General features: G+C 69.9%; 27 protein-coding genes, 2 pseudogenes and 1 riboswitch. Of the genes and pseudogenes, 19 read left to right on the top strand and 10 right to left on the bottom strand.

Annotation, left to right across the window (positions count from 1 at the left end):
- Position 1: 1 nt before the first annotated feature.
- Genes ACH4S8_RS24995 through ACH4S8_RS24970 form a run of 6 tightly spaced genes read right to left on the bottom strand, consistent with a single transcriptional unit; the run spans position 2 to position 2,408 of the window.
- The gene (locus ACH4S8_RS24995) at positions 2–949 is read right to left on the bottom strand and encodes a hypothetical protein (RefSeq protein WP_398397608.1); all 948 of its coding nucleotides are present in this window, start codon (positions 947–949) and stop codon (positions 2–4) included.
- Positions 946–1,197 carry a hypothetical protein gene (locus tag ACH4S8_RS24990; protein WP_398397606.1) on the bottom strand — a complete coding sequence of 84 codons (252 nt, stop codon included), beginning with the start codon at positions 1,195–1,197 and terminating at the stop codon, positions 946–948. The genes ACH4S8_RS24995 and ACH4S8_RS24990 overlap by 4 nt, the downstream gene beginning before the upstream one ends.
- On the bottom strand, positions 1,194–1,571 hold the full coding sequence (locus ACH4S8_RS24985; protein WP_398397604.1) for a DUF6907 domain-containing protein: 378 nt from the start codon (positions 1,569–1,571) through the stop codon (positions 1,194–1,196). The genes ACH4S8_RS24990 and ACH4S8_RS24985 overlap by 4 nt, the downstream gene beginning before the upstream one ends.
- Positions 1,568–1,750, bottom strand: a complete 183-nt coding sequence (locus tag ACH4S8_RS24980) for a hypothetical protein (protein WP_398397602.1) — start codon at positions 1,748–1,750, stop codon at positions 1,568–1,570. Before ACH4S8_RS24980 ends, ACH4S8_RS24985 begins: the two co-directional genes overlap by 4 nt.
- Positions 1,747–1,893 (bottom strand): hypothetical protein, encoded by a 147-nt coding sequence (locus ACH4S8_RS24975; RefSeq protein WP_398397600.1) that lies wholly within the window; start codon positions 1,891–1,893, stop codon positions 1,747–1,749. Before ACH4S8_RS24975 ends, ACH4S8_RS24980 begins: the two co-directional genes overlap by 4 nt.
- Positions 1,893–2,408, bottom strand: coding sequence for a hypothetical protein (locus ACH4S8_RS24970; protein ID WP_398397598.1), 516 nt, complete (start codon positions 2,406–2,408; stop codon positions 1,893–1,895). Before ACH4S8_RS24970 ends, ACH4S8_RS24975 begins: the two co-directional genes overlap by 1 nt.
- Positions 2,409–2,491: 83 nt before the next feature.
- Between ACH4S8_RS24970 and ACH4S8_RS24965 the strand changes: the two are divergent.
- The 9 genes and pseudogenes from ACH4S8_RS24965 to ACH4S8_RS24925 all read left to right on the top strand — a co-directional run.
- Positions 2,492–3,259 (top strand): annotated as a pseudogene (locus ACH4S8_RS24965) (ATP-binding protein); the annotation flags it as partial.
- A 123-nt stretch (positions 3,260–3,382) separates the two neighbouring features.
- Complete coding sequence (locus ACH4S8_RS24960; protein ID WP_398397596.1) at positions 3,383–4,564, top strand: tyrosine-type recombinase/integrase; 1,182 nt, start codon at positions 3,383–3,385, stop codon at positions 4,562–4,564.
- Entirely contained in the window at positions 4,561–7,167 is a 2,607-nt protein-coding gene (locus ACH4S8_RS24955; protein WP_398397594.1) for a tyrosine-type recombinase/integrase, read from the top strand. The genes ACH4S8_RS24960 and ACH4S8_RS24955 overlap by 4 nt, the downstream gene beginning before the upstream one ends.
- Positions 7,164–7,775, top strand: coding sequence for a DUF6262 family protein (locus ACH4S8_RS24950; protein ID WP_398397592.1), 612 nt, complete (start codon positions 7,164–7,166; stop codon positions 7,773–7,775). The genes ACH4S8_RS24955 and ACH4S8_RS24950 overlap by 4 nt, the downstream gene beginning before the upstream one ends.
- A gap of 11 nt (positions 7,776–7,786) precedes the next feature.
- On the top strand, positions 7,787–8,302 hold the full coding sequence (locus ACH4S8_RS24945) for a peptidylprolyl isomerase (protein ID WP_398397590.1): 516 nt from the start codon (positions 7,787–7,789) through the stop codon (positions 8,300–8,302).
- Positions 8,303–8,439: 137 nt separating this feature from the next.
- Positions 8,440–9,081, top strand: a pseudogene (locus ACH4S8_RS24940) (ATP-binding protein); the annotation flags it as partial.
- Positions 9,078–10,223, top strand: coding sequence for a DNA-processing protein DprA (dprA, locus tag ACH4S8_RS24935; RefSeq protein WP_398397588.1), 1,146 nt, complete (start codon positions 9,078–9,080; stop codon positions 10,221–10,223). The pseudogene ACH4S8_RS24940 and the gene dprA, both read left to right, overlap by 4 nt.
- Before the next feature lie 271 nt (positions 10,224–10,494).
- Positions 10,495–11,337, top strand: coding sequence for an RNA polymerase sigma factor WhiG (whiG, locus tag ACH4S8_RS24930; RefSeq protein ID WP_261708294.1), 843 nt, complete (start codon positions 10,495–10,497; stop codon positions 11,335–11,337).
- A 157-nt stretch (positions 11,338–11,494) separates the two neighbouring features.
- The gene (locus ACH4S8_RS24925; RefSeq protein WP_398398062.1) at positions 11,495–12,052 is read left to right on the top strand and encodes a TetR/AcrR family transcriptional regulator; all 558 of its coding nucleotides are present in this window, start codon (positions 11,495–11,497) and stop codon (positions 12,050–12,052) included.
- A gap of 67 nt (positions 12,053–12,119) precedes the next feature.
- Here ACH4S8_RS24925 and ACH4S8_RS24920 read toward each other — a convergent pair whose 3' ends face one another.
- Positions 12,120–12,785, bottom strand: a complete 666-nt coding sequence (locus tag ACH4S8_RS24920) for a peptidoglycan DD-metalloendopeptidase family protein (protein ID WP_398397585.1) — start codon at positions 12,783–12,785, stop codon at positions 12,120–12,122.
- A gap of 290 nt (positions 12,786–13,075) precedes the next feature.
- On the opposite strand from ACH4S8_RS24920, the gene rpsB reads away from it, so the two are divergent.
- The 7 genes from rpsB (at position 13,076) to ACH4S8_RS24885 (ending at position 19,119) form a co-directional block, all read left to right on the top strand.
- Positions 13,076–13,981, top strand: a complete 906-nt coding sequence (gene rpsB, locus ACH4S8_RS24915; RefSeq protein ID WP_382790759.1) for a 30S ribosomal protein S2 — start codon at positions 13,076–13,078, stop codon at positions 13,979–13,981.
- A gap of 96 nt (positions 13,982–14,077) precedes the next feature.
- Positions 14,078–14,914 (top strand): translation elongation factor Ts, encoded by an 837-nt coding sequence (gene tsf / locus ACH4S8_RS24910; protein ID WP_398397582.1) that lies wholly within the window; start codon positions 14,078–14,080, stop codon positions 14,912–14,914.
- Between the two features lie 182 nt (positions 14,915–15,096).
- Positions 15,097–15,867 (top strand): UMP kinase, encoded by a 771-nt coding sequence (pyrH, locus tag ACH4S8_RS24905; RefSeq protein ID WP_037625128.1) that lies wholly within the window; start codon positions 15,097–15,099, stop codon positions 15,865–15,867.
- Between the two features lie 173 nt (positions 15,868–16,040).
- Positions 16,041–16,598 (top strand): ribosome recycling factor, encoded by a 558-nt coding sequence (gene frr, locus ACH4S8_RS24900; protein WP_037625129.1) that lies wholly within the window; start codon positions 16,041–16,043, stop codon positions 16,596–16,598.
- Positions 16,598–17,737, top strand: coding sequence for a phosphatidate cytidylyltransferase (locus ACH4S8_RS24895; RefSeq protein WP_398397578.1), 1,140 nt, complete (start codon positions 16,598–16,600; stop codon positions 17,735–17,737). The genes frr and ACH4S8_RS24895 overlap by 1 nt, the downstream gene beginning before the upstream one ends.
- A 323-nt stretch (positions 17,738–18,060) precedes the next feature.
- The gene (locus ACH4S8_RS24890) at positions 18,061–18,534 is read left to right on the top strand and encodes a carboxymuconolactone decarboxylase family protein (RefSeq protein WP_398397576.1); all 474 of its coding nucleotides are present in this window, start codon (positions 18,061–18,063) and stop codon (positions 18,532–18,534) included.
- Positions 18,535–18,798: 264 nt separating this feature from the next.
- Positions 18,799–19,119, top strand: a complete 321-nt coding sequence (locus ACH4S8_RS24885; RefSeq protein ID WP_398397574.1) for a GYD domain-containing protein — start codon at positions 18,799–18,801, stop codon at positions 19,117–19,119.
- 41 nt (positions 19,120–19,160) lie between these two features.
- On the opposite strand, the gene ACH4S8_RS24880 is transcribed toward ACH4S8_RS24885, so the two are convergent.
- Entirely contained in the window at positions 19,161–19,532 is a 372-nt protein-coding gene (locus ACH4S8_RS24880) for a hypothetical protein (protein WP_398397572.1), read from the bottom strand.
- A 231-nt stretch (positions 19,533–19,763) separates the two neighbouring features.
- On the bottom strand, positions 19,764–20,210 hold the full coding sequence (locus ACH4S8_RS24875) for a hypothetical protein (protein ID WP_398397570.1): 447 nt from the start codon (positions 20,208–20,210) through the stop codon (positions 19,764–19,766).
- Positions 20,211–20,698: 488 nt separating this feature from the next.
- Here ACH4S8_RS24875 and ACH4S8_RS24870 point away from each other — a divergent pair, with 488 nt between their 5' ends.
- The gene (locus tag ACH4S8_RS24870; protein ID WP_398397568.1) at positions 20,699–21,031 is read left to right on the top strand and encodes a CPCC family cysteine-rich protein; all 333 of its coding nucleotides are present in this window, start codon (positions 20,699–20,701) and stop codon (positions 21,029–21,031) included.
- Positions 21,032–21,248: 217 nt separating this feature from the next.
- Here ACH4S8_RS24870 and ACH4S8_RS24865 read toward each other — a convergent pair whose 3' ends face one another.
- Complete coding sequence (locus tag ACH4S8_RS24865) at positions 21,249–21,791, bottom strand: DUF4262 domain-containing protein (protein WP_398397566.1); 543 nt, start codon at positions 21,789–21,791, stop codon at positions 21,249–21,251.
- Between the two features lie 316 nt (positions 21,792–22,107).
- Here ACH4S8_RS24865 and rlmN point away from each other — a divergent pair, with 316 nt between their 5' ends.
- Complete coding sequence (rlmN, locus tag ACH4S8_RS24860; RefSeq protein WP_398397564.1) at positions 22,108–23,214, top strand: 23S rRNA (adenine(2503)-C(2))-methyltransferase RlmN; 1,107 nt, start codon at positions 22,108–22,110, stop codon at positions 23,212–23,214.
- Positions 23,215–23,309: 95 nt separating this feature from the next.
- Positions 23,310–23,415: riboswitch (TPP riboswitch) on the top strand.
- Between the two features lie 124 nt (positions 23,416–23,539).
- Positions 23,540–24,598 carry a thiamine ABC transporter substrate binding subunit gene (locus ACH4S8_RS24855; protein ID WP_398398059.1) on the top strand — a complete coding sequence of 353 codons (1,059 nt, stop codon included), beginning with the start codon at positions 23,540–23,542 and terminating at the stop codon, positions 24,596–24,598.
- Positions 24,599–24,635 lie beyond the last annotated feature (37 nt).

Genomic DNA, 24,635 nt, shown 5'->3' with positions numbered 1-24,635 from the left:
GTCACTCCCCACCCTCGGCCGGCTCGCTGAGCGCCTTCTCCCGGTCGTACAGGGCGTCGATGGTGTCCCACGCCCCGGTCAGGCCCTGGGTGTTCATCTCGGCGCGCATCGCCTCCCGGAACTTCCGCTTCGAGGGCGGCGGGTCGGTGGCGTACAGCTCGGCGGCGAGCATCGCGACCGCCTTACTGTTCGCCGTCCGCGGCCCCTCCAGCGGGGGCGTGCCGGAACCGTGACCGCCCGGCGCGACCGCGAGACCCGAACCCCCCGTGCCACCTGCGGTTTCGTCGTCCGGCACGCCCCCCGCGAGGAGGGCCTGCAACTCGGTGTCGGAGACCAGGGTGGGAAGGTCGGTGTGCCAGTCCGGCACGGGGTGCTCGTTCACGATCTCCGCGTACCGCTCGAACGCGTCGTGGGTGGTCGTGATGGCCTCGGCCTCCGCCTCCCGGGACGCCTTCACGATGTCCGCGGCGGCCTTCGTCTCGTCCGCCCGTGCCGCGGCCACGGCACGGGAGACGGCGATGCGGTCACGGGTGACGGCACGGGTGCGGTCGATGGCGGCCTGCGCCCGCGGGCTGATCCGCGTGCGCTCCCGGTCGATCGCCATAACGAGCGTCATCTTCGCCAAGACAGGGATCAGCGCGCCGACAGCAGCGGCGAGAGCGTCCCCGGCGAGGACGCCGTGCACGGCGAGGACCGCCACGGTGAGGGGCAGGAACACCCACCCGATGACCTGCGGGAGTCGGGCGCTGGATCCCTGCCGGCGGTGCGCGGTCTCCTGCGCCAGGGCGTACAGCCACACCGCGTCGTAGAGGACGGCGACGGAGTAGGCGAACGCGGGGCGGGCGGTGGCGGTGAGGATGCTGCCGATCGCGGCGACGGCCCACACGACGGCGACGGCGGTAAGGGCGGCGGGCAGTGCCCAGGGGGCTGCCTTCTTCAGGCGGTTCACGGGGTGTCCTTCCGGAACGTGGCGTAGTCGCCGGGCGGATAGACGTAGTTGGAGAGGGCGCCTTCAGCGGCGACGGCCGCGGCGCCGAGGGTGGCGACGACGGCCGCGGTGCCGGCGTGTCCGTGGTGCGCAGCTGCGTGCGCCGCCACGGAGGCGACCTGGGTGGCGCGGCGGGCGGAGGCGGGCGTGCCGTCGTCCGTGTTCATGGCGCTGTACAGGGCGTCGCGGGCCCGGTCTCGGAAACTCACTGGCCACCGCCGAGGGCCGCGGCGAGCTGGTCGGCGAGGTCGCGGAGCTGGTCGGCGTACCGGTCGAGGTCTGCGGCCAGGCAGTACAGGCCGGTGGGGTCGAGGGTCTGGCCGAGCGGGTAGACGGAGACGCCGGGCGTCCGGCCGCCGAGGTACGGGCTGGCGGGACCGGCGTGCGGGGACTGGACGAGCTCGGCGGACAGCAGCGTTCGGCCGCGGTGGACGAGGTCGACGGCGGGCCCGGCGTGGATGAGGTCGACGCGCAGGGTCTCGGGGTCGTGGTGGGCGTGGCCCGCGCACCACGACGGCTCGGGCACGGTGACGTTGCCGTGGTCGGCGGTGGCCAGGGTGACGGTCCGGGGCTCGGTGCTCACTGGTCGGTCACCGCCTCGTCGACCATCTCGACGAGCTGCTGCAGGGTGACCTCCAGGCGGCCGATCGTGCTGGCCATCGCCCGGTCGTCGCCCATGTCGAGGTCGTCCAGCGCGGCCAGCGTCTTGCGGGCCTGCTCGATCCGGTACCGGTCGTGGCCGGTCATCTCGAAGCGGCTCATCGCCGGGCCTCCCTGCGGATGGCTCCGGTGACGCCGGCCTCGGTGACGCGGACGTCGACCCTGCGGGAGATGAACCCGGCGGCGATGAGACGCCGGCCGGGGACGGCCCGCGCGAGGCGGGCCGTCTCGGTGGTCGCGGCCATCAGGCTGCCGCTGCCGTCAGGGTCTCGGCGGCGTCCACGGTGACGATCCGCTCGACGCGCAGGGACGGGGCGGTGTCGCGCATCGGGACGTCGCCGAGGCCGTGCTGCTCGAAGATGGCGCGGACCTTGTCGAGGTCGACGGTCTGTCGGTTCGAGGCGACGCGGCGGACGAGCCAGGCGCCGTAGGTGCCGGCGGGGAGGCGGTCGAGGAGCTTGCGGTGCTTCCTCTTCGCGCGGTCGGCGGAGCGGGCGGAGTCGGCGGCGAGGTCGTAGCCGAGTGCGGCGCGCTCGATGTCCTCGACGGCGGGCAGCTGGTCGTCGGTGAAGAGGTCGGCCGGGTCCGGGGCCTCGACGACCGAGGGCGCCTCGGCCTCGGCGGCCGGCGTGTCCTGCTTGGCGACGAGGGTGGCGGGGGCGATGACGCTGCGGATGGCGTCGGCGGCGGTCTCGACGACGGCGCCGATCAGGCCAACGACCTTACGAGCGGTACGGGGAGACATGAGAAGATTCAGCAACGCGGGCTCCTGGTGAAGTCAGGTTGTTCCGTGAGGCCCTCGTTCGGTGCGCTAACACCGGCGGGGGCCGCTTGCGTTAGAAGCGTCTCAGTTCAGGATTCGACCTCGCCGTCGCCAGCGCCGTACTCGGCGCCGCCGAGCGGATCGATCCGCGGGTGCTCGCCGACATCGTGATGATCGGGGAGCTGGGGCTCGACGGCAGGGTGCGGCCGGTCCGGGGCATCCTCCCGGCCGTCCTCGCCGCGGCGGACGCCGGTTACGAACAGGTGGTGGTGCCGGAGTGCGCCGCGGCCGAGGCATCCCTCGTGCCGGGAGTCTCGGTGCTCGGGGTCCGCAGCCTGCGCCAGCTGATCGCGGTGCTGGCGGACGAACCGGTGCCCGAGGAGGATCCGGACGAGCGGGGCCGCCCGGACCCGCTGTCGGCCGGCCTGCGCCTGCCCGGCACGGGCGAGGCCACCGGCCTGTGCGGCATCGCCGTGCCGGAACACGACCGGGGCCACGACCTCGGCGACGTCGTCGGCCAGCTCTCGGCGCGCACCGCGATGGAGGTCGCGGCGGCCGGCGGACACCACGTCTTCCTCCAGGGGCCACCCGGTGCGGGCAAGACGATGCTGGCCGAGCGGATGCCGCTGATCATGCCGCGCCTCACCCGGCAGGAATCCCTGGAGGTGACGGCGATCCACTCCGTCGCGGGCCTGCTGCCGCCCGGCAAACCGCTGGTGGACGTCGCGCCGTACTGCGCGCCCCACCATTCCGCGACCATGCAGGCGCTCGTCGGCGGCGGCAAGGGGCTCGCCCGGCCCGGCGCGGTGTCCCTGTCGCACCGCGGCGTGCTCTTCCTCGACTTTACCGATCGTGCTGTGAGTGTCCGTGTCACTCGTTCAGGCGGTCTGTAAGCCCCGGACGTTCGCTTTTACCGATCCGGGCAAGCCTCTTCGTCACGTGAGTGAGAGGTGGTGCCGGTGCGGAGTGGGATGGTTCTGGACGACATCCGCGTCCAGCAGATGAAGCGATCGGATGGCGGACGGTCCTTCACGATTGTTTGGCCGGATGGCTCCGTCGACGAGGAGGCCGACAGCTTCCTGATGATGTTCGAGGGGTCGGGCACGCAGAAGACGTACGCCTACACACTGGTTGATCACCTTCGCTGGCGGGTGCGCGAGGGTCTGTCCACGGCGAAGACAACGGTCAGGGACCTGCACCGGTACATGGGGGCGGTCGGGGCGAAGGTGCAGATGCCGTTCGGACAGCCGTGGCGGGTGCCGCCGAAGCGCCCCTACACCGCGTCGGGCCTGGGCACCGCGGCCGCGGTGCTGAAGGGCTTCTACCTCCACCAGTGCGCCCGCCAGCAGATCAACGACGCACTGCGGGCCGAACTGGACGTCCGTCGGCTGCCGACCCAGGTCGACCGCAACCGCTCCCTGCTCGGCCACACCATCACCTCGGTGTCCGCCAACCCACTTACGCGGAAAGGGACTTCGCGCCGGAGGCATCCGAAGATGCTGCCCGACGGCGCCCGGTCCGAACTGCTGCAGAAGATGAACACCGCCCGCGACGCGATGATCGTCGACTGGCTGTCGGACACGACCTTGCGCGTCGGGGGCCTGGCCGGGCTGCACTTGTCGGACCTGCACCTGCGCGGCAACGCGGCTTGCGGTGACTGCGAGAGCCCGCACGTCCACGTCTGCGACCGGTGGGGCAACCCGAACGGGGCGGCGGCCAAGAAGAAGCCCGACTGGTGGCTGCGTGACGGCGTGATCAGCGGCGGGGAGATCTACCGGGTCAGTCCCGCCATGATCAGTTCCTACTTCACCTACATGACCACCGAGTACCGGCCGCTGGCCGCCGGTCACGGCATGCTGCTGATCCAGCTCGCCGGGCCGAAGCGCGGTGAGCCGCTGACCACCGACGCCGTCCGCGGGATGCTCCGGCGGGCCGGGCGCCGCGCGAAGCTGCCGGGGCGGATCAAGCCCCACCAGTTCCGGCACACGACGACCGCCGCCGTCCTCAAGGCGTCCGGCGGGGATGCGCTGGTGACCAAGGTGGCCGGCAACTGGGCCTCGGCCGCGATGGTCGAGGACGTCTACGGCCACCCCGACCTGCACTCCCCGGAGTTCTCCGCCGCACTGTTCGAGGTCTGGGGAGAGAGCGAATGACCACGCAACGGCCACTCACGCTGCTGATCGACCCACCTGCGGTCTCCCGCACCGCCGGCGACCGTTTGGAGATCCTCCGGGCCCTGATTGCCGCGCCCTCCTTCGACCCCCTCTTCAACGGCGATGTCCTTCGGATCCCCGCCGACCACCCTGTCTACGGCTGGCGGTGCCAGGTCGAGGACTGCGACCGGAGCAAGGAGGGCAGCTGGGACCTCTGCCACCGCCACCAGATCGAATGGGCAGCCGTCCGCGGCGGCGGCGCCACCTTCACCTCGTTCCTGGCCGCCGCGAAGCCGTTCACCGCCCGGAGTTGGTCGGACCCCCAGTCCTGTCGGATCTGCCCAGACTTGCCCGCTGTCGGCCAGTGGGGCCTCTGCCTTGTCCACGCGAAACGGTGGACCAACTGGGAACGCTGGACCCGCAAACACGGGCGGACCCCCCTCCTCGATGACTGGCTGCCCACTCAGTCCCCGCTGCCGGGAATGGGCAAGTGCCAGGTGCTGGCCTGCAGCGAGCGCGCCGACCACACCCCGCTGCGGATGTGTTCACGGCACCGCGCCCTCTACGACCGTCAGGGCCGCCCCGGCGACGTCCAAGTCCCCGACCTGCGAAAATGGGGACTGCACGCCGGTCAGAGCGGCACGGCCGAGATCACCTACGGTGACAAGGCCGCGTTCCGGCACTGGTGCCAGAACACCCCGGCCATCTTCCGGATGAACGGAACCCTGTCCCTGCTCGGCCTGCGGCCCCTGGTCAAGGCGGAGATCCAGTGGGCCCTGTTCAACCACATGCAGGGCCCTATGGAGGGAGCCCGCTGGACACTGCGGTTCGTCCAGCACCTCGCCGAGCACTGCCGCTCCCGCAACGCCAGCTCACTGGCCGACCTCGACCTCGACGAGGTCCCGGTCAACAGCAGCAAGATCGCCAAGACGATGCTCAACCAGCTGCGGCTCGTCTACTTCACCCGCGAGGACACCAAACAGGCCGGCTTCATCGAGACCGCCCACTACGGCGTCCACTTCCCCTACTGTGGCAGCCGCATCGACCTGACGATGATCTCCCAGACCTGGCTGCGGGACCTGCTCTGGGACCAATTCGACACCCGGCTGAAGAACGATCCGCCCCGCTCCCAGAACATGTTCAAGAGCACGCGACGGGCCTGCGCCGAGCTCAGCGCCTATCTGGAGGCCCAGGCACCCGACGGCGGACACCAGCCCGCCCTGCTGACCGAGAACCACATGATCGACTTCGTCGCCGACCAACGCCACCGGGCCAAGTTCGGCCTGCAGCCGCTGGGCCGGCACGAAGGCCCCTGCGGGAAACCGGGCCGCCAGGCGAAGGACGGCGTGACCGCCGGAGCGGTGGCGCGGATCTTCAACGGAGCCCGCACCGTCCTTCGGGCCGGCATGGACGCGGGCACCACCGCCGCCCTCGGGCTGGACCAGCGGTTCATCGTTGCGATCCCGCCCGGCGGCACCGAACGCGGCAAACGGGGCCGCCCGTTCTCCGATGACACCGCCCGCGCCCTGGCCGACGACGCCAACCTCGCGCTCCTGGACGAGCGAGACGCCGAGGACCGGGGGCTGCGGGACATCTGGGAGACGCTGGTCTTCACCGGCCGCCGCTGCAACGAGGTGATCCGCCTCCGCCTGGACTGCGTGAGCCGCGTCAACGGCCTGCCCCTGCTCTGGCACGACCAGACCAAGGTCGGCAACCTCGACGACGGCATCCGCATCCCCGAACGCCTCGTCCGTCGCATCGAGGTCCGCCAGGCCAAGACCATCGATCGCTTCGTCCAGCGCAACGGCCGCCCGCCCACCTCCGAGGAACGGGCCACCCTCGCACTGTTCCCCCGACGCTCCACCAACCGCAACGGCCGCAGCAGCATGAGCTACGGCTGGTTCCAGACCTTGTTCTCCGCCTGGGTCACCGACCTCGCACTCAGCGGCGTCGCCCACCAGGCCCGACACACCCTGGCCACCAACCTCCTCAAGGCCGGCGCCAACCTCACCCACATCAAGCGCTACCTCGGCCACGTCTCCGACGCCATGGCCGAGCACTACACCCACATCGCCAACACCGACCCCCGCCTCAACGATGCCCTCAACGCCGTCTGGGTCGCCGGCCCCGGCGCCGCCGAACCCGGTCTCCTCCTGTCCTCCGGCCAGCCCATGACCCGCCAGCAGGCCGAGGCCCTCGCCATCGACCTCACTCGCCGATCCACCCCCGCCGAGGGTGGCTTCTGCACCTTCCAGCCCGTCGTCAACGGCGACGCCTGCCCCTTCAATATGGACTGCCACAACTGCGACAAGTTCGTTCTTTCCGGCGCCGACCTCGTCTACTGGCACCGCAAGCGCGAGCAGTGGCGGACCCTCGCCGAACGAGCCCCCGACCCCGCCACCGCCGACTTCTTGCACGACGTGTTCGAGCCCACCGCCCGTGCCATCGACGGCCTGGAGAAGGCCCTGGCCGCCGTCGACCTCCTCGACGACGCCCTCGCCCTCGACCTCCGCCGACCGCAGGACTACTTCGGCCGGATCTGGAGCACCGCCTTCCGGGCCCGCGACCTGCACCGCCACGAGAGCGAGGAGGAAGCCGCATGAGGCCCGAGAACACAGCGGCGGCCATCGCCGCCCGTCGCGACCAGACCAAGAAGAAGCTCGACCAGGTCGCCACCGCCATCGGCCAGCTCCGCCGCGAACGACACCGCCTCACCGTCCGCGCCATCGCCCAGCGCGCCGGCGTGTCCGCCACGTTCCTCTACGAGAACACCGAAGCCCGCGCGCTCGTGGCGAACGCCGTCACCGACAGCCGCAGCCGCCACGACCGCCAGGCCCAGCAGCAGCACGACCAGATCGAAGCCACCTGGCGCGAACGCGCGCTGAACGCCGAAGCCGAACTCACCCGCACCCAGAAAGAGGTCCTCACCCAGCGGCAACGGATCGGCGAGCTCATGGGCCAGATCCGCGATTTCGACCAGATGGTCCCCGGTGAATCGCTCCAGGCCCTGAACACCGAGAACACCACCCTCAAGGCTCGCGTTCAGCAGCTCACCCGCGAGCACCGCACCCTCCAGGAACGACTCGAAGGCGCCCGTTCCAACCTCCGCTTCGCCGAGAAGCGCATCTCCACCCTGGAAAACGAGCTACTCAACGTCACGGTCTCGTCACCCGGTGCTCTTTATGATGATCAAACAGCCCGTCAGACCTGAACGGAGACAACATGAGCGACCAGAAGCAGCACGTCCTGCTAGACACCCGCCTCGGAGAGATCGAACTCGAACTGGACGCCGAGAAGGCCCCGATCACGGTGAAGAACTTCCTTGAGTACGTCGACGAAGGGTTCTACGACGGAACGTACTTCCACTACGTGCATGCCGGCGTCACGATCTGGGGCGGCCTCATCGACAACACGATGCACATGAAGTCCACCGTCGGCCACGACAAGATCAGCAACGAGGCCGGCAACGGACTGCTGAACACCCGCGGCACAGTGGCCGTGGCCCGCATGTCCTTCGACGACCCGGACTCGGTGACCTCCCAGTTCCTCATCAACGTCGCCGACAACGACTTCCTCGACCCCCGCGGTGACGACCCCGGCCATGCCGTCTTCGGGAAGGTCACCAAGGGCATGGACGTGGTTGACCAGATTGCCAACGGCCCCACCATCTCCAAACGGGAATTTTCGGCCTTCCCTGCCAACGAGGCCTACATCGGGTCCGTGAAGCGCATCGACTGACCAAGACGGACCACCAGCTGCCCCTGCCATCCTGGCCAGGGGCAGCTTCCTTTTGGGATGAGCCATGTCGCGGACATCCACGCGACGCATCGCACCAGCTCATGGCCGACGCGAACGACTCAGCACTCGGAAAAGATGACGAGGCTCCGGAGTTCAGCGGCTTCGCGCTCGACGCCCTGCGCCAGCCACTGGAGGCGGGACACGTGGTGATCGCGCGCAGCGCCGGTGTCGTACGGTTCCCCGCCAAGTTCCTGATGGTGCTGGCCGCCAACCCCTGCCCCTGCGGGCGCTTCAGCACCACGAACGACTTCTGCGAGTGCCCGCCCTCCGTCATCCGCCGCTATCAGGCGCGGCTCTCGGGGCCCTTGCTCGACCGGGTCGACCTGCGGGTGGACGTCGAGCCGGTCACCCGGGCCGAACTCACCGCGCGCGGCGCGCGGGGCGAGTCGACGAGGACGGTCGCGGACCGGGTGCTCGCCGGCCGTGAGCGGGCCGCCGAGCGGCTGAAGGACACGCCCTGGCACACCAACAGCGAGGTGCCGGGACGCGAGCTGCGCGGCCGCTGGCAGGCGAGGGCGGGAGCGATGGACGAGGCCGAGCGCGGCCTGGAGCGGGGGCTGCTGACGGCCCGTGGGCTGGACCGGGTGCTCCGGGTCGCATGGACGGTCGCGGACCTGTCGGGGCACGACCGGCCCGACGCCGGGGACGTCGCCCTGGCGCTTCAGCTCCGCACCGGCATCCCGCGCGGGGTGCCGATGGCGATCGGCGCGCCGGCATGACGGCCCTCGAGCGCGGGGCCCGCGTCGCACTGTCCCGGGTCGTCGAACCGGGCGACGAGGTCTGCGGGCGCTGGATCCGCGAGGTCGGCGCCCCGGAAGCGGTCCGGTGGCTGTACGGGGACCTGGGGCAGCCGCGCGGGATGACCGACAGAAGGTGGGCCGGGCTGCGGGCCAGGGCCGCGCGGGCCGACCCGGAGCGCGACCTCGCCCTCGCGCGAGGCGCCGGGGTGAGGTTCGTCTGTCCCGGTGAACCCGAATGGCCCGCGCAGCTCGACGACCTGGGCGACGCCCGGCCCGTCGGACTGTGGGTGCGGGGGCGGCCCGGCCTGCGGCTGTGGGCGCTGCGGTCCGTCGCCGTCGTCGGCGCCCGCGCCTGCACCGAGTACGGCGCGCACATGGCCGCCACCCTCGGCGCCGGACTCGCGGAGCGGGGCTGGGTGGTGGTGTCCGGCGGCGCCTACGGCATCGACGGCGCCGCGCACCGGGGCGCCCTCGGAGCGGGCGGCGCCACCGTCGCGGTGCTCGCCTGCGGCGTCGACCGTCCCTATCCACGCGGACACACCGCGCTGATCGCCAGAATCGCGGAACAGGGGCTGGTGGTGGGGGAGCTGCCACCGGGCGAGCATCCGACGCCGAGCAGATTCATCCTCCGCAACCGGGTCATCGCGGCGCTCACCCGGGGCACCGTGGTCGTCGAGGCGGCGTACCGCAGCGGAGCGCTCGTGACCGCCCGCGCGGCACAGAGACTGGGCCGGTTCACGATGGGGGTGCCGGGACCCGCCACCAGCGCGCTGTCGGCGGGGGTGCACGAACTGCTGCGCGGGGAGGCCGTCCTGGTGTCCGACGCAGCGGAAGTCGTCGAACTGGTGGGCGACATGGGGGAGCTGGCCCCGGACCGGCGTGGCCCCGTACTGCCACGCGATCTCCTGGACCCGGGTGCGGGACGTGTCCTGGCCGCTCTGCCGGCGCGGGATCCGGCCGGAACCGAGGAGATCGCCCGGCGGGCGGCGACCAGCACGGACGACGCGGTCGGGAGACTGTACGAACTCCGAGCACTTGGATTCGTCGAACGACACGGCGACGGCTGGAAGTTGACACGCCAGGCGACGACCCCCGTCCGAGACGACCGGGAACGATGCTGACCGAGCGTGTTCGGCCGTCCGGGGGAACGCCGACACGCCTGGGAATCCTCGCAGTTGGCGATCCGGGACGGTCACGCAGGGCGACCGCCGTGACTCCGGGAGACGTCCCGGGGAAAGGTTTCGCGTGCGGGTGACAGCCCGCTCTTCGCGCACTGCGACAGCCCAGTCACGCTACGCTCACAGGAATCCGAAGCACGCACGCGATCTCGGCATGACGCCGACAGGACGCCCGGGTAATCCCAGTTCACGGCAGAACGGCACAAGGCGACGAATGCCCCAGCACACCTCCGGGTCCGACCGGACGGCGATCCCGCCAGCCGCCCGCGACGGCGGCAGCGTGCGCCCGCCCGCGCCCTCGACGCTCGACGAGCTGTGGCGGTCGTACAAGTCGACCGGTGACGAGCGGCTGCGGGAGCAGCTGATCCTGCACTACTCACCGCTGGTGAAGTACGTCGCGGGCCGCGTCAGCGTGGGTCTGCCCGCCAATGTCGAACAGGCCGACTTCGTCTCCTCGGGGGTGTTCGGGCTGATCGACGCGATCGAGAAGTTCGACATCGAGCGCGAGATCAAGTTCGAGACGTACGCGATCACCCGCATCCGCGGCGCGATGATCGACGAACTGCGCGCGCTGGACTGGATCCCGCGGTCGGTGCGGCAGAAGGCGCGCAATGTGGAGCGCGCCTACGCGACGCTGGAGGCGCGGCTGCGGCGCACCCCCTCGGAGGGCGAGGTCGCCGCCGAGATGGGGATCGGCGTGGAGGAACTGCACGCGGTGTTCAGCCAGTTGTCGCTGGCCAACGTGGTCGCTCTGGAGGAGCTGCTGCACGTCGGTGGCGAGGGCGGCGACCGGCTGAGTCTGATGGACACGCTGGAGGACACCGCCGCCGACAACCCGGTCGAGGTGGCCGAGGACCGGGAACTGCGCAGGCTGCTCGCGCGGGCGATCAACACGCTGCCCGACCGGGAGAAGACCGTGGTCACGCTGTACTACTACGAAGGCCTCACCCTCGCGGAGATCGGCAATGTGCTCGGGGTGACCGAGAGCCGGGTGAGCCAGATCCACACCAAGTCGGTGCTTCAGCTGCGCGCCAAGCTGGCCAGTTTCGGACGCTGAGCCGGGCGGTGCCGCGATGCCGGTCGGTCCCGGTGTGCCCGTCCCGGCTGCCGGACGGCCGCGGCGGACACCACCGCGGCGGGCTCGCCGGAGTGGTTCCCGTCCGCGGCGCCGCATCCGTACAGTGGTTGACGTGCCAAGGATTCGAGCGGCCTCCGTGGCCGAGCACCGGTCGATGCAGCGAGCCGCCCTGCTGGACGCGGCGCGGTCCCTGTTGTCCGAGGGCGGCACGGAGGCGCTGACCTTCCCCGCGCTCGCCGAGCGCACGGGGCTCGCGCGTTCCTCCGTGTACGAGTACTTCCGGTCCAGAGCGGCCGTCGTCGAGGAACTGTGCCAGGTCGACTTCCCCGTCTGGGCGGCCGAGGTCTCGGCCGCGATGGCCGCGGCGGACGGCCCCGAGGCCACCGTCGAGGCCTATGTGCGCCGGCAGCTGGCTCTGGTCGGGGACCGCAGGCACCGGGCCGTGGTCGCCATCTCCGCCAGTGAACTCGACGCGGGTGCCCGGGAGAAGATCCGGGCCGCGCACGGCGGGCTGGTCACGATGATCGGTGAGGCGCTCACGGAGATGGGGCACGCCGAGCCGCGGCTGGCCGCGATGCTCCTCCAGGGCGTGGTGGACGCCGCGGTGCGCCGCATCGAGCTGGGTGCCGCGGAGGATCCCTCCGCGATCACGGAGGCGGCCGTGGCGATGGCCCTCCGAGGCGTCCGAGGCTGAGCCCCACCACCCTCGGCGCGACCCCCCTCGCCCGCCGGACCACGCGGGCTCCCCGCTGTCCGGTCCGTCAGGGGTGGCGTATGTCCGGTGTCGTCGGAGTGAGCGGCAGCAGACGGGACGGGCCCGTGTCCAGGAGCCAGGGCGGAAGCAGCGAGAGCGGGTTCAGGTAGGCCGCGCCTCTGCGCAGGCCCCAGTGCAGACAGGACGCCGGTCCGCAGTGCGCGCCCGCCGCTTCCAGCGTGCCGAGGACCTCGCCCGCGACGACCTCGTCGCCCTTGTGCACCGAGGCCCGCACCGGGCCGTACGTCGTCCGCAGCGGGGGTGCCCCCGTGTCCGACAGCTCCACCGAGACGACTCCGCGGCCCGCGACCCGGCCCGCGAACGACACCCGGCCGGGCGCGACCGCCCGCACCGGGGTGCCGGGCCCGGCCGCGAGGTCGACCCCGCGATGTCCCCGGGAGTAGGCGGTCGCCGGCGGCTCCCAGCCCCGTAACACGAACGGCCGGATCCCCACAGGCCAGATGCGGGCGAGCGTCGGCACGGAGGGATCGGTCGCCGGAGGAGAGACAGGGGCCCTCGGTGCCGGGCCCGCGCCATGAGCCGGCGCCGACGGGGGCGGACCGGTCCCGTGAACCGGCGCCGACGGGGGCGGGGCGGTCCCACGGGCCAGCGCCGACGGGGCCGGGGCGCCGGCGACGGTCAGGAGCAGGCCCAGCAGGAGTCCCTGCCACATACGCGCACATCGGTTCACTCGCATGCGGGAACCGTCCCGCATCGGGCGGATCATGGCCGGGATCTGTGGAGTACCGACCGGTTGTGGACAGCGGCGTCACCTGGCCCCTCTCGGGTCCCGTACACTTCTGATGGCGACCCGGGTCATCGGGTCGACTTCGCACGCCCCGACATCCGGTCACCACCGGTGTCAGCGCCTCTCGGTCCTCTGTGGCAAGGCGCGTCGCGGGCGTCAGGCGCGTGTGCCGTCCGGCATACGCGGCACAACCGAGAAAACCGAGGAGAACGGCCATGGCCGTCGTCACGATGCGGGAGCTGCTGGAAAGCGGCGTCCACTTCGGTCACCAGACCCGTCGCTGGAACCCGAAGATGAAGCGCTTCATCTTCACCGAGCGCAACGGCATCTACATCATCGACCTGCTCCAGTCGCTGTCGTACATCGACCGCGCCTACGAGTTCGTCAAGGAGACCGTCGCCCACGGCGGCACGGTCATGTTCGTCGGCACGAAGAAGCAGGCGCAGGAGGCCATCGCCGAGCAGGCCACCCGCGTCGGCATGCCCTACGTCAACCAGCGCTGGCTGGGCGGCATGCTCACCAACTTCTCCACCGTCTACAAGCGTCTGCAGCGCCTCAAGGAGCTCGAGCAGATCGACTTCGAGGACGTCGCGGCCTCCGGTCTCACCAAGAAGGAGCTTCTCGTGCTCTCGCGCGAGAAGGCCAAGCTGGAGAAGACCCTCGGCGGTATCCGCGAGATGCAGAAGGTGCCCAGCGCCGTCTGGATCGTGGACACCAAGAAGGAGCACATCGCGGTCGGTGAGGCCCGGAAGCTCAACATCCCGGTCGTCGCCATCCTCGACACCAACTGTGACCCCGACGAGGTCGACTACAAGATCCCGGGCAACGACGACGCGATCCGCTCCGTCACCCTGCTCACCCGCGTGATCGCCGACGCCGTCGCCGAGGGACTCATCTCCCGCTCCGGCGCCGGCAAGGCCGCGGGTGACAAGGCCGCGGGCGAGCCGCTCGCCGCGTGGGAGCGCGACCTGCTCGAGGGCGAGAAGAAGGCCGACGACGCCGAGGTCCAGACCTCCGCCGAGACGGAGAAGGTCGCCGACGCCGAGCAGGCCGAGGCTCCGGCCGAGGCCGCCGCTGAGGCCCCTGCTGAGGCCCCCGCCGCGGACGCCGAGCAGGCCTGACCCCTCACCCCTTCGGGTTTGTGAACGGCGGGGGCGCACGAAGCCCCCGCCGTTCCTCCCGTAGATCTTCAGACTTCGAGAGAGACTCCAGGAATCATGGCGAACTACACCGCCGCTGACGTCAAGAAGCTCCGTGAGCTCACCGGCGCCGGCATGATGGACTGCAAGAAGGCGCTGGACGAGGCCGACGGCAACGTCGACAAGGCCGTCGAGGCGCTGCGGATCAAGGGCCAGAAGGGCGTCGCCAAGCGCGAGGGCCGCTCCGCCGAGAACGGCGCCGTGGTCTCCATCATCGCTGACGACAACACCTCCGGTGTCCTGGTCGAGCTGAAGTGCGAGACGGACTTCGTCGCCAAGGGTGAGAAGTTCCAGGCTGTCGCCAACGAGATCGCCCAGCACGTCGTCAAGACGTCGCCGGCCGACATCGAGGCGCTGCTCGGCTCCGAGATCGAGCCCGGCAAGACGGTTCAGGCGTTCGTCGACGAGGCCAACGCCAACCTGGGCGAGAAGATCGTCCTGGACCGCTTCGCCCAGTTCTCCGGTGCGTTCGTGGCCGCGTACATGCACCGCACCATGCCCGACCTGCCCCCGCAGATCGGTGTTCTGGTCGAGCTGGACAAGGCCGACGCCGACCTCGCCAAGGGCATCGCGCAGCACATCGCCGCCTTCGCGCCGAAGTACCTCTCCAAGGAGGACGTTCCGGCCGAGGTCGTCGAGACCGAGCGTCGCGTCGCCGAGGAGACCACCCGCGCCGAGGGCAAGCCCGAGGCCGCCCTCCCGAAGATCGTCGAGGGTCGCGTCAACGGCTTCTTCAAGGAGGCCACCCTCCTCGGTCAGCCGTACGCGCTCGACAACAAGAAGTCCGTCCAGCAGGTTCTGAACGAGGCCGGTGTCGCCCTGAAGCGCTTCTCGCGCATCAAGGTCGGCATCTGAGTCCGTACCGCGATCGACGCGCGACCCCGATAGGGTCGACAGCAGTCGTCCGCGTACGCCGGCACTCATGCGTGTGTGCCGGACGACAGCAGATCTGACGAGGAGGCCATTGCCGAGCATGGGATGCGAACACACCCCACCGGCAATGGCCTTCTTCGTATGTGCACCATGAGGAGAGCTCCATGACCACCACCCAGGCCGGAAACGGCGAGAAGAGCGACGACGGCAAAGGCGCGGGCCGCTTCCTGCTGAAGCTTTCCGGCGAGGCGTTCGCCGGTGGCGGGGGACTGGGCGTCGATCCCGACGTGGTGCACAAGATCGCCCGCGAGATCGCGGCCGTCGTGCGCGGCGGTGCCCAGATCGCCGTCGTCATCGGCGGCGGCAACTTCTTCCGCGGGGCCGAACTCCAGCAGCGCGGCATGGACCGGGCGCGCTCCGACTACATGGGCATGCTCGGCACGGTCATGAACTGCCTCGCCCTCCAGGACTTCCTGGAGAAGGAGGGCATCGACAGCCGCGTCCAGACCGCCATCACCATGGGCCAGGTCGCGGAGCCGTACATCCCGCTGCGCGGCGTGCGGCACCTGGAGAAGGGCCGCGTGGTCATCTTCGGCGCCGGTATGGGCATGCCGTACTTCTCCACCGACACCACTGCCGCCCAGCGCGCCCTGGAGATCGACGCCGAGGCGCTCCTCATGGGCAAGAACGGCGTGGACGGTGTCTACGACTCCGACCCGAAGACCAACCCCGAGGCGGTCAAGTTCGACGCGCTCAGCTACGGCGAGGTCATCACCCGGGACCTCAAGGTCGCCGACATGACCGCCATCACGCTGTGCCGGGACAACAAGCTGCCGATCCTCGTCTTCGAACTCCTGGCGGAGGGCAATATCGCGCGGGCCGTCAAGGGTGAGAAGATCGGCACACTCGTGGGCGACCAGAGCGGCCGAGCCTGACGGGGAACGATCGGGACCGGATCCGCCTTCCGGTCCAGGACGGACCCCGACCGGGGGATGGACAATGTCCCGCCGGTCCGGAACCGTGCAGGAACAAAGACGCGACGCAGCCGGCCGCCGGATCCGACGAGGAAACAGCAGCCGGGCCTACTCAAGACACGCAGGAGCAAGTGGTGATCGAAGAGACCCTCCTCGAGGCCGAGGAGAAGATGGAGAAGGCCGTCGTGGTCGCCAAGGAGGACTTCGCCGCGATCCGCACCGGCCGTGCGCACCCGGCGATGTTCAACAAGATCGTGGCCGACTACTACGGCGCGCTGACGCCGATCAACCAGCTGGCCTCGTTCTCCGTCCCGGAGCCGCGCATGGCCGTGGTGACCCCGTTCGACAAGAGCGCGCTGCGCAACATCGAGCAGGCGATCCGCGACTCCGACCTGGGCGTCAACCCCAGCAACGACGGCAACATCATCCGGGTGACGTTCCCCGAGCTGACGGAAGAGCGCCGCAAGGACTACATCAAGGTCGCGCGGACCAAGGGCGAGGACGCCAAGGTCTCGATCCGCGCCGTGCGCCGCAAGGCCAAGGACGCTCTCGACAAGCTCGTCAAGGACAAGGAGTCCGGCGAGGACGAGGTCCGCCGTGCGGAGAAGGAACTCGACGACACCACGGCGAAGTACGTCGCCCAGGTGGACGAGCTCCTGAAGCACAAGGAAGCGGAGCTGCTCGAGGTCTGATGAACGACTCTTCCTGGGGAGCGCCGCCACAAGCCGGGTACTGGGGGCCGTCCGAGCAGGGGCCTGCCCAGGGGGCAGCCCCGGCGGGTCCCACGTACGATGCGCATGACGCGCAGCACACTCGGCCCATGCCCACCGCGCCCGATGTACCCGCTCATGGCGGAGACCAGGATGACGACAGGGGGGCCGCTCGGCTGAGCGGCCCCTCGGTCCGCAACGACACGCCTCCGACGGCGCCCCACGGGGACCCGTCGCACGATCCGCAGAGCCCGCAGGAGCCCATGCCCAGCACCGCACCCGAGCCCGCCCCCGCACCTCAGAAGAAGAGCGCGGGACGCGACCTGGGCGCGGCCATAGGAGTGGGCGTCGGTCTCGGCGCGGTGATCGTCGCGTCGCTGTTCGTCGTCAAAGCCGTCTTCGTCGGTGTCATAGCGGTCGCCGTGGTGGTCGGGCTCTGGGAGCTCACCTCGCGGCTGCAGGAGCAGAAGGGCATCAAGGCGCCCCTCGTTCCGCTCGCGCTCGGCGGGGCCGCCATGGTCGTCGCCGGATACGTGCGCGGCGCCGAGGGTGCCTGGGTGGCCATGGCGCTCACCGCGCTGGCCGTCCTGGTCTGGCGGATGACAGAACCGCCCGAGGGCTACCTCAAGGACGTCACGGCGGGGGTCTTCGCGGCCTTCTACGTGCCGTTCCTGGCGACCTTCGTGGCCATGATGCTCACGGCCGACGACGGCCCGCGCCGCGTGCTGACCTTCCTGCTCCTGACGGTCGTCAGCGACACCGGGGCGTACGCCATCGGCTGGCGCTTCGGCAAGCACAAGCTGGCTCCGCGGATCAGCCCCGGAAAGACCCGCGAGGGCCTGTTCGGAGCGGTCACGTTCGCGATGGCGGCGGGTGCGCTGTGCATGCAGTACCTGATCGACGACGGCACCTGGTGGCAGGGTCTGGTCCTCGGCCTCGCGGTCGCGGCCAGCGCCACGCTCGGTGACCTCGGCGAGTCCATGATCAAGCGGGACCTGGGCATCAAGGACATGGGCACCCTGCTGCCGGGCCACGGCGGCATCATGGACCGGCTGGACTCCCTGCTCCCGACGGCCCCGGTCGTCTGGCTGCTGCTCGTGCTCTTCGTCGGATCCGGCTGATCGTTTTTCCGCACGCGCTTACGGCGTACGTATCCGCGACGCACATCCACGACACCACCCCTTCGGGTCATCCGATCACCTCACCGTGATCCCGTGACCCGGAGGGGTGGTGTCGTATGTACGGCCCCCGCCGCTCCACCCGGCTCGGAGCGTCAGGGAACTCCCACGCGCCGGGCGGGGCCGCGCGGCGCGGGAACCCGGCCGGGGCGGCGTCACCGGGACGGCGCCGGAGAGAGACGCAGGTCACATTCAGGGCGGTCACATCGTCGTGAGCCGCTCCGTCAAGGAGGTGTAGCCACGAGAAACGACCTGGGGAGCACACCATGGAAGCCCGTCTGAACCTCTTCGCCAGCCCGGTCTCGGCCAAGTTCATGAAGCACATCGTGGCCGCGGGCCGGCCGCTCGCGGAATCGACGCTGCCGCTCGCCACGCAGGAACTGGTGAAGCTCCGCGCCAGCCAGATCAACGGCTGCGGTTTCTGCACCGACATGCACAGCAAGGACGCCGAGGCCGCGGGCGAGACCTGGGTGCGGCTCAACCTGGTCGCGGCCTGGAGGGAGGCGACCGTGTTCACGGACGCCGAGCGCGCCGCCCTGGAGCTGACGGAGCAGGGCACGCGCATCGCCGACGCGGCCGGCGGCGTCACGGACGAGTGCTGGGCGAACGCCGCCAAGTACTACGACGAGGAGCAGCTCGCCGCCCTGGTGTGCTGCATCGCGCTCATCAACGCCTTCAACCGCGGCAACGTCATGATCCAGCAGCCCGCGGGCGACTACCGGCCCGGACAGTTCGCGTAACGGGTGACAGGGCGGGGCCCGCCGGTTCGGCCGGGGCACGATCCTGCCGCGGAGTCGAAGGGAAGGGCCGGACCGGGAGGAGACGTCTCCCGGTCCGGCCCTTCTCCTTTCGTCTTCGCTCGTCTTCTCTTGTCCAGCCGCCGTCCCGGGCGGACGCACGGCGATGTGCCGTACGGGTGAATCCGGCCGTCGGCCGACCGGCGGCCGACGGCCGGCGGGAAGGTCATCCCCGTACCGGACACGTCACGGGCAGGGAGTACCCCTATGCCGAAGTTCCTCATCCAGGCCCGCTACACGCCCGAGGGGGCGAAGGGCGTGCTCAAGGAAGGCGCGAGCGGCCGCCGCGCCGCGGTCGAGCATGTCGTCGCGGGCCTCGGCGGGACCGTCGAGGCCATGTACTTCTCCTTCGGGGAGGACGATTTCGTGTGCATCCTCGACTTCCCGGACCCGGTCTCCATGGCCGCCGCCAGTCTCAGCGTCAAGGCCAGCGGTGCGCTCCACACCCGGGCCACCCCGCTCCTCACCCTCGACGAGATCGACGAGGCCACCCGCAGGGAGGTCGGCTTCCGCCCTCCGGGCGCGTAGGCCGGACCGCCGAGTGCAATGTCCTCGCAATCTGATCGAGGTCATCCGGTGCCGGTTTCGGCCTTGAGGAGCATCCGGGCCAGCAACAGGGCACCCCCGGTCGCTGCCCCTGCCGCTCCCGCGGCCAGGAAGCCTCGGGAGGAGCGCCAGGACAGCACCGACCACCGGGACTGCGCGGACAGCACCGATCCCGTGCTCAGCCACGACCCGGCTGAGATCAGCGACAGGGAGGAGCCGATCGAGCCGACCGACAGGGCACTTCCGATCGAGCCGACCGACAAGGCCGAACCGACGGATCCCACGGACAGCACCGATCCCACCGAGCCGATCGACAACACGGAGTCCTGCGACCACAACGACAGCACCGAACCGGAGGAGGTACGACGGACCGACCGTGCGGACAGTTTTGTCATGAGGCCATCCTGCCGCTGGTCGCGCTGTCCCGGGAGGTTGTCGAGCCCGACCTCGCGCTCGATCGCGGCGGCATTCTCCGGTGTTGCCGGCGGAGGTGGCGCAGGCCGTTGCCATGACGGTCGGTCCTGACGCGTACCGGCTTGCCGTCCGGACCTGCCTCGGGTGCGGGCGGTGCTTCGAACGAGCGAGTCGGCAAAGCCCGCATCACGCCCGGCTCGACGAGGTTCTCGTCAGGTGAGGTTGCTCACCCAGCCGGAGCAGGTGCCCGCAGTGATCGTCTTGGTGTCCCAGTGGCCCAGGCAGACGCGGAAGCGGATCGTGGCGCTCTCGGTGAAGTCCTTGTTCTTGTAGCGGTAGGTGGAGACGCCGTCAGCGTTGAAAATGCTGCCCCAGCGGCTCCCCACTTCCCAGTCCACGACGGCGGAGGAGCCGTCCGATTTCCCGTCGTAGACGAGGAACCAGTCGCCGGGAGGGGAGAAACAGGCCTGGTAGACGATGTCGCCGTCCTCCTTCTTGTTGGCGCACTTCACCCACTCGACTTCATTGGCGTAATCCTTGGCGGTCGCGCGCTCGATCTCACCACCGACGGCGTTTGCCTGGGTGACGGTGAGGAGAAGGGCGGAGGAGAGGGTGCCTGCGACGGCGCCTATGCGCTTGAGGCGGCGGTTCTTGATCACGCGATTCCTTCTGTGGATCGTGCCCAACTAGGCTTGTACAGCGAGGTGTTGACAAGCCAAGAGGCTAGCCACGACGGATGTGTCGATCAAGCACCTGTTCGATATGGTCACTTGACCGAGAGGGGGAACGCCACCTGACGGAGGCGTCCCCCGCGCGCTCGGGACTGCGAACGTGAAGGACGCAAACCTCTTGGTTCCACGCCTGCCGGGTGCTCCCGGTCAAGTTCCGCCGGACGGGACCTGGTTGGCGCCTCACCTCGGAGGCCGGAGGAACGACGCCGGTCCGGAGTACCCCCGACACCTCGGCAGCCGCAACAACCTCGCCGCCGTAGTGGCGTAGCGAGTGCGGGCCCGGGTGGAGAACGGCAACACGCTGATGGGCCGGTCGGCCCCGGGACGTCAGGCGGACACGGGCCGGCGGCTCTCCAGGTTTGTGCGACAGGGGTCCCGAGTGTTCTGAGCACCGATGCGGCAGTGACAATGCCGCCATGCTGGAACCCTTCATGAACGTTGTCGGTGGACCCGAAGACGGGCCGTACCGGTGCCCCTGTTGCGGCTACCTCACCCTGGGGCAACGAGGGGGCTTCGAGATCTGCCACGTCTGTTTTTGGGAGGACGACGGTCAGGACGAGCACGATGCCGATGAGGTCCGAGGTGGCCCGAACGGTTCGCTGAGCTTGACCAGGGCTCGGGAGACCTTTCGAACCGTCGGAGCTTGTGACCCCCGATTCACCCAGTCGGTTCGTGACCCGATCCCGGAAGAGCGTCCGGACAGCGGCCGGAGCTACGGCACCGGGACTCTGAAAAGCGCGTGGGAGTGATCTGCCCGTGCCCCTGCCGTGCCCGTTCGGTCGGGAAACAGCGGGGAGCCGCGGTCGCCGACGGACAACGCCCACGAGAACGGCTCCTGACCGAGTTACCTGGTCAGGAGCCGTTCACCTGCGGTGGGTGTGGGATCTGAACCCGCGGCGACTCGCGCCGCGACGGTTTTCAGGATCGCTCGAGCGGGTCGGCCCGACCATGGAGATTCCATCGACCTCACGTGATTTCGGTCCACGGGCCGGTGGTCTCCTCCTTTGGAATCCAGAGCAGTGGTTGCCCCGTGCGGCAGCGCTCGTCCGCTCCCTCTTCCCAAGGGAAGCGCCCGGCCTTGTCCGGCCAGAACAGCTGCGTGATCGGCAGCGGCGGGGTCTGGTAGAAGTCGATGCCTGCGCCGAAGAAGTCGTGGTACCAGCTGGGATGTACGGGCCGAATGGCCACGTCGTAGCCGTTGAGGACGTCTCCCCGGCGCTGGTCGGGCTCGAGCGGGTTGCCGTCACGTATCGCTGCCCCAGCGGCGTTCACCACGCGCATCGCGGTCTGCGACGGCAGGCCGAACACGCTTACCTCGGGACTGCGCAGTGTGTGCCAGAGACCGATGGAGTAGCCCCAGTCGCCGGGGGCGTCACCGCCGGCCACGCCCATGACGTGCCAGCCGAAGTCCGCGACGCTCTTGGCTGTGCGGCTGTCGCGTTCCTCCGACACGGGGCCGCCCCATTCCGTCGGGGCGCAGAGGAGGCAGAAGCAAGAGGCGTCGTCCATCCGAGGAGAATATGCCTGCTCGGACAGGAGGCCGTTTCCCGGGACAGGCGTACGGCAGCGAAGCACCGCAACCCCGGCAGCCGCCCCCGACCGGTAGCGTCCCTCCGGGGCTGTCGTGCTGCGCCATGGGGAGTCCGCGGACGATGTGGTGAGGGAGCGCATTGATCTTTGAGCGCACGTGGCGCGGACAGCGACCGCTGGGCCGTCTCTGGGCCGTGAAGCGTTGACCGACGGTGACAGGGGACGCCGGAGGGTGACAGGTCCCTCGTCCATCTGACCTGGGCGGGGTCAAACGATCTGCGACACTGGTAACGCCATGCCTAAGCCCGGAGAACTCACCTTTGTCGCGCCGCGCGGAGCCAAGAAGCCGCCGCGGCACCTCGCCGATCTCACGCCCGCCGAGCGCAAAGAGGCGGTTGCCGCGATCGGTGAGAAGCCGTTTCGTGCCAAGCAGCTCTCGCAGCACTACTTCGCCCGGTACGCGCACGACCCCGCCGAGTGGACGGACATCCCGGCCGCCTCGCGCGGCAAGCTCCAGGAAGCGCTGCTTCCCGAGCTGATGACGGTCGTCCGGCACCTGTCGACCGACCAGGACACCACCCGCAAGACCCTGTGGCGGCTCTTCGACGGCACGCTCGTCGAGTCCGTGCTGATGCGCTACCCGGACCGGGTGACCATGTGCATCAGCTCGCAGGCCGGCTGCGGGATGAACTGCCCGTTCTGCGCCACCGGACAGGCCGGCCTCGACCGGAACCTGTCGACCGGCGAGATCGTGCACCAGATCGTCGACGGAATGCGGGCGCTGCGTGACGGCGAGATCCCCGGGGGGCCGGCGCGGCTGAGCAACATCGTCTTCATGGGAATGGGCGAGCCGCTCGCCAACTACAAGCGCGTGGTCGGGGCGATCCGGGCCCTGACCGACCCCGAGCCGGACGGCCTCGGGCTCTCGCAGCGCGGTATCACGGTGTCGACGGTCGGGCTGGTCCCCGCCATCAACCGGTTCTCGGACGAGGGCTTCAAGTGCCGGCTCGCGATCTCCCTGCACGCCCCGGACGACGAGCTGCGCGACACCCTCGTCCCCGTGAACACGCGGTGGAAGGTGCGCGAGGTGCTGGACGCGGGCTGGGGGTACGCGGACAGGTCAGGGCGGCGTCTGTCCATCGAGTACGCCCTGATCCGCGACATCAACGACCAGGCGTGGCGTGGTGACCGTCTCGGGCGGATGCTCAAGGGCAAGCCCGTGCATGTCAACCTCATCCCGCTGAACCCGACCCCGGGCTCGAAGTGGACCGCGTCGCGGCCCGAGGACGAGAAGGCGTTCGTCGAGGCGATCGCGGCCCACGGTGTCACGGTGACCGTCCGGGACACCCGGGGCCAGGAGATCGACGGAGCGTGTGGTCAGCTCGCCGCGACCGAGCGGTAGTCTGAACCGAGCCGGGCCGTCGTCCATCGCGTGGTCCGGCGGCACCATCGCCGGACATGGACATGGACCGGCATCTTTCACCGTCCGACATCTTCATATTCCGACAGGGGAGCGCCACAGCGCTGAGAGTGCGGGACAGACCGCAGACCCTCTGAACCTTGCCCAGGTCATTCTGGGTAGGAAGTTCGGTCCTTACTCAAGCTGTTGCGCCCTGCCCGGGAACCGTCAGAGGTCCCGGGCAGGGCCGCGTCTCTTCCTGGTCACCCAGGAGGAATCAGTGAGCATCACCACCACCACGACCGGCAGCGGCAGACGGTTCGCGGCCATGGCCGTCGGCCTCGGCCTCGTCGCGCTGCCCGCACTGTCCGCGTGCGGCTCGTCCGGCGCCGCCGGCTCGGGCGACTCGAAGACGATCACGCTCGTCAGCCACGACTCGTGGCTCGTGTCGAAGAACGTGCTGGCGGACTTCGAGAAGCGGTCCGGCTACAAGGTCCGCGTCCTCAAGGACGGCGACGCCGGGCAGGCCGTGAACAAGGCCGTCCTGACCAAGGACAACCCCCAGGGCGACGTGTTCTTCGGCGTCGACAACACCCTGCTCTCCCGCGCGCTCGACAACGGGCTCTTCCAGCCGTACACGGCCAAGGGAGCGGACCAGGTCCTGCCCCCGTACCGGACCGACCAGGCCAAGCACCGGGTCACGCCCGTCGACACGGGTGACATCTGCGTCAACTACGACAAGGCCTGGTTCGACAAGCACAAGATCGCGCCGCCGCGGTCCTTCGACGACCTGGTCAAGCCCGCGTACAAGAACCTCCTCGTCACCGAGAACGCCGCCACCTCCTCGCCCGGCCTCGGCTTCCTGCTCGGGTCCGCCGCGCACTACGGCGACCAGAACTGGCAGGGCTACTGGAAGAAGCTCAAGGCCAACGGCGTCAAGGTCGTGGACGGCTGGGAGCAGGCCTACAACGAGGAGTTCTCGGGGTCCGCCGGCGGCAAGAAGGCCAAGGCCGACCGGCCGCTCGTCGTCTCGTACGCCTCCTCGCCGCCCGCCGAGGTCATCTACGGCGACCCCAAGCCCGCCACGGCCCCCACCGGGGTCGCGGACGGCACCTGCTTCCGGCAGGTGGAGTACGCGGGTCTGCTCAGCCACGCCAAGAACGCCAAGGGCGGCAAGGCGTTCCTGGACTTCCTGCTCACCAAGGAGTTCCAGGAGGACATGCCGCTCAACATGTTCGTCTACCCGGTGCGTGAGGGTGCGCGGGTGCCGGCCGAGTTCACGCGGTTCGGTCCGCAGGCCAAGGACCCCGAGACCATGGCGCCCGCGAAGATCGCCGCCGACCGCGACCAGTGGGTCAAGTCGTGGACCTCGCTCGTACTGAAGTAGCCGACAGGCCCGAGGCGGCCGACGGGGCCGGTGGAAC

Source organism: Streptomyces sp. NPDC021080 (assembly GCF_044333225.1).
Classification (GTDB): Bacteria; Actinomycetota; Actinomycetes; order Streptomycetales; family Streptomycetaceae; genus Streptomyces.
This window is presented reverse-complemented; position numbering and strand designations above follow the sequence as displayed.